Annotated in this window: 6 protein-coding genes; all 6 read right to left on the reverse strand. The window is 39.2% G+C overall.

Annotated features, from left to right (window positions below):
• A partial coding sequence (locus tag BUC07_RS20310; protein WP_139279675.1) for a carboxypeptidase-like regulatory domain-containing protein occupies window positions 1-819 on the reverse strand: 819 nt, incomplete at its 3' end.
• Entirely contained in the window at window positions 819-1,418 is a 600-nt protein-coding gene (locus tag BUC07_RS20315; protein WP_073174162.1) for a CDP-alcohol phosphatidyltransferase family protein, read from the reverse strand. The genes BUC07_RS20315 and BUC07_RS20310, both read right to left, overlap by 1 nt.
• Before the next feature lie 38 nt (window positions 1,419-1,456).
• The gene (locus BUC07_RS20320; RefSeq protein ID WP_073174164.1) at window positions 1,457-2,131 is read right to left on the reverse strand and encodes a diacylglycerol/polyprenol kinase family protein; all 675 of its coding nucleotides are present in this window, start codon (window positions 2,129-2,131) and stop codon (window positions 1,457-1,459) included.
• The gene (locus tag BUC07_RS20325) at window positions 2,067-2,879 is read right to left on the reverse strand and encodes a phosphatidate cytidylyltransferase (protein WP_073174166.1); all 813 of its coding nucleotides are present in this window, start codon (window positions 2,877-2,879) and stop codon (window positions 2,067-2,069) included. Before BUC07_RS20325 ends, BUC07_RS20320 begins: the two co-directional genes overlap by 65 nt.
• Window positions 2,880-2,883: 4 nt before the next feature.
• Entirely contained in the window at window positions 2,884-3,684 is an 801-nt protein-coding gene (locus tag BUC07_RS20330; protein WP_073174168.1) for a sulfite exporter TauE/SafE family protein, read from the reverse strand.
• A partial coding sequence (locus BUC07_RS21040) for a DUF6134 family protein (RefSeq protein ID WP_217652748.1) occupies window positions 3,677-3,931 on the reverse strand: 255 nt, incomplete at its 5' end. The genes BUC07_RS21040 and BUC07_RS20330, both read right to left, overlap by 8 nt.

Raw genomic sequence — 3,931 nt, forward strand, 5'->3', positions numbered from 1 at the left:
TTTCGGGGTGAAAGAAAAACTAAAATATTTAGTGTCTCCAATGTAGGTGCTGTCGTTTAAATAAAAATCGTAATGCAGTTGGGCCGAATTGCTTAATGGCGAGGTAATTCCCCTTCCAAGAATTTTTATCTGGTCGCGGTAGAAATCCATATCGATTACCACATTCAGAAGAATCAGGCTTTCAATGGTTTGGTTCAATTTGGGGAAAATTCCATCTTTTCGGTTGTAAACCACACTGTCTTTTCCGCCCACATTTTTTTCGCCCAGTTCGGCCAGATAAATGGGAGAGAACCTTAAGCTCTGCCCATCAAGTTTCATGGTTACTTCGTCGAGGTTGTCGATAATCTGGTTTGTCCGCGAAGTGGAATCGACAGCCAAATAAACCGTTGTCCGTTCAAACGTTTTGTAATCGTTGACCTTCTGAATGTTTTCACGGTTTTCTTTTTTGCGCTCCTGGATTTTTTTCAGCAAAACTTTTGCACGCGAAACTTCGGGTTTTACGGTAACTTCACTCAACTCCGTTACTTCTTCCTGCATAAAAACAGTAGTGGGAGTTTCGGTAATTTCCAAAGAAGGGATCTCTCTTCTTTGATATCCAACCGAAGAAACACAAAGCGTGTCATTCTTCTCCAGGTTCATTTTAAAATGGCCTTCCACATCCGACATGGTCCCTGTGGTTGTGCCCTTTATCCATATATTTGCATAGGGGATTGATTCCTGCGTCTTCAGGTCTTTTACGGTACCAGTAATCTCACTGGAAAAAGCCCCGGTATATATTATGGCCAACAAAAGGGCTAACGTAAATTTATGTAGTTTCATTAGTGTACTTGCTCCTTCTCTTTTTTTATCAACCAATACAATCCTTTTACTCCTATTTTTATATCATCGAGTTTTAAAAGCACGAAAATTTTCTCGGTATAGGCAATTATTCCCCATGTAGCAACCACGTATAGCATCCACGGGTAAAATCCAAACACGAACAAAAAAAAGAAGAAGATGCTTTGTGCATATCCGGCTGAGACTGCTGAATATAAATGCAATCCGGGAATCTTGCCAAACCGCATAAAAGAGACGATATAACTTAGAACAAAAACGCCCAAAAACAGATATAATATCAATGCATGAGGTTCAATCTCTGTCCATTTAAAAATGAATATACCAAGCAATGCCATGGCATAGGTACAGATATCAGCCAAATTATCGAGTGCGGCGCCAAAATGGGTTTGCAATTTGAAAAAACGGGCGATGTTTCCGTCCAGCACATCGCTTACCAAGCTAATGCACAGCAGGATTACAAATCCTTGTTCGTGCCCGGTGAGTGCCATGTATAATATTACCGGAAATGCCAGAAGCCGGTACAGACTTATAAAATTGGGGATATTTAGAGTATTTTCGCCTCGTATGATTAATTGTTTCATTGTACTATTTTTTATCTGTTTAAAATTGTCTGTTTTTTTTAGAGGAATAACGCTAAAACCGCCACGGCACTCAGCGGGATGCTTAAATTATCAAACCCCCGCCAACTGATTAATTCTGCCAATGTGCATACAACACCAATGGTTAGCGCCAGCCAAAATGTTTTTAAATCATAAGCCCCGCGATGGAAGTATAGCGCAATTAAACTGGTTACAAAACTTGAAACCAGAAATGCGCCCGATCCCAACCATGTTTTATTTAGTTTTCTCCCCATCAATTTTATTCTTCCGTTGTAAGCTTTTATATTGATTCCAAGAATGGCTGCCATAGGGTCGCTGATGGCCAGGATCAGCATTGGGAGAATGTATAAAAACTTGTTGCCGCTGATATTTGAAATCAAAAAAGTGATGTAAATTGAGAGGGGAAGCAAATAACTTCCTACCGATTTTCGTGTAACTCCGTGAATTGATTTTAGCTGATTCCCTTTTCGGGTAACAAACAATACGACTGCAAACAAGAGAGCAAGTACTAAAATGTAACAGTGCGATGGAAAAATATATGGAAATGGCACAGTCGCCAGCACTGAGCTAAAATGGGCAAATTTTCGTGTTATTTCTCCTTCCGGATTAAGTCTCCTGTATGCCAGCTCGTTAAAAGTCAGTAACAAGCCAATTCCGATTAAATATACAAATGATAGTACTACAATATTTCCCATGATATTTTTTCTTTTTTTTTTTAATTCCTAAAATTGGTATAGCTATTGCTGCCCAGGCACCGCCGGCAATTAAACTATCAAACCTGTCGAGAAAACCACCGTGCCCGGGAATCCAGTTGCTGTAATCTTTAACCCGAAATTTTCTTTTGTAAAGCGAGGCCAAAATATCACCCGCAAATGCAAAAAACAGGGTTCCAAAAGCAAATAGAAATAATTCCGGATTTGTTCCCCGAAAAAGATTTTTTAGTAAGAATGCGCTTAGCAAGGAGATAACTGTTCCCCCAACAACACCGCCCCATGTTTTATTCGGGCTAATACCCGGCATTATTTTAGTCTGCCCAAAAAGTTGCCCTGAGATCTGACTAAAACTGTCGAAAATGGAAAGAACCAAAAAAGTGAGGAGGATTAAATTGTTGTCGGCCCAACTAAACATAAGAACCCCCGCCGAAAGAGTAAAATAAACCAGTAAAGACAATACAAAAAATAACTTGTGCTGAAATTTTGCAGAAACGAATAGCCGGCTTAACTCAAAACATCCAACCGCAACAATTAAAATTGCCAGGTACGAAAAGACAACTGTCTGAACAGTAATACTAAAAAATAAGATATTTATGATTATAAAGTAAACGCCAAACTTTGTATAGCTTTTGCGGGCCACATCGCGTTCTTTTTTTCTGTTAATCAGGTAGAAACCAATTCCGCCTAAAATAAAATAGCCCAATATAATACTGTAAATCAATCGTTCCATAAAATTAATTCCTCCCTAAAATCATTAAAACCCCGATAGCAGCCATAATGATTGCATAAACATATTTTACTTTGCTCTCTGATTTGTCAACTTGAATTTTTGCGAGTAAATGAGGGCCAATTAGCGCTCCGATTGTTGAGCCTGCGGTAAGAAAAGCAACCAGTGTTAAATCTATTTTTCCCACAATAAAATGGGCGCCTACGGCAAAAATTGTATTCACCAGTACCACAAGTAGCGATGTGCCAATAACCATTTTAAGTGGTATTTTTGTTGAAAACAAACCTGCCAGGACAGGCGCACTTCCGCTTGTACCGAATGTTCCGGTAATTAAACCGGCTGCCATTCCAAAAAACGAACCAGTAAGTGTTTTTAAATTTTTCTGCGATATTCTAATCTTTTTGCTGAAACCTTCACTATTATTTTTTCCGGCATTAAAAACCATGTGAAGCGCAATCAGGATTGAATAAGCGCCGAAAGCCGCTTTTAATGCGGAACCGCTAATGCTGTTGGCTATTCCAGCACCGATAAACGCCCCGATAATTCCTGTTATCATAAAAAGCGCGGCTATCCGAAAATGGATGTGATTTTTGCGGTAGTGCCCCCATGAACCAACTATACAAATGGGCAAAGTTGCCACCAGCGATGTTATAACAGCGGTTTGGGCCGGCACCGCTAAAAGGAGAGTAAGAACAGGTAAAAAGAAAAACCCGCCACCTCCTCCAACCATGGTGCCAAACAAGCCAACAATAAACCCCACCAGCGGTAAAATGAAGTAAATATCCTGTATTTCTGAAAAATTAATCATTGCTACTTTCTATCACTCTTTTTAATTCCATCGTTCCCAATGGATGATGCATTTTTGCGTATTGTAATATTCCGTTTTCATAATAATATCTGTTAATTTCCCTGTCTTTTTCATCTCTAATTGAGTACACATGCTCATCCACTGGATTTATTTTTTTCATTTCCGAACTTCTTTCCTTGTATATTTTTTTAATTCCGTCAGGTTCGTTGAAATAAAGCAGACTCCCGCTATAAGTAATTGATTCATT

This window comes from Tangfeifania diversioriginum (genome assembly GCF_900141875.1).
Taxonomy (GTDB): Bacteria; Bacteroidota; Bacteroidia; order Bacteroidales; family Prolixibacteraceae; genus Tangfeifania; species Tangfeifania diversioriginum.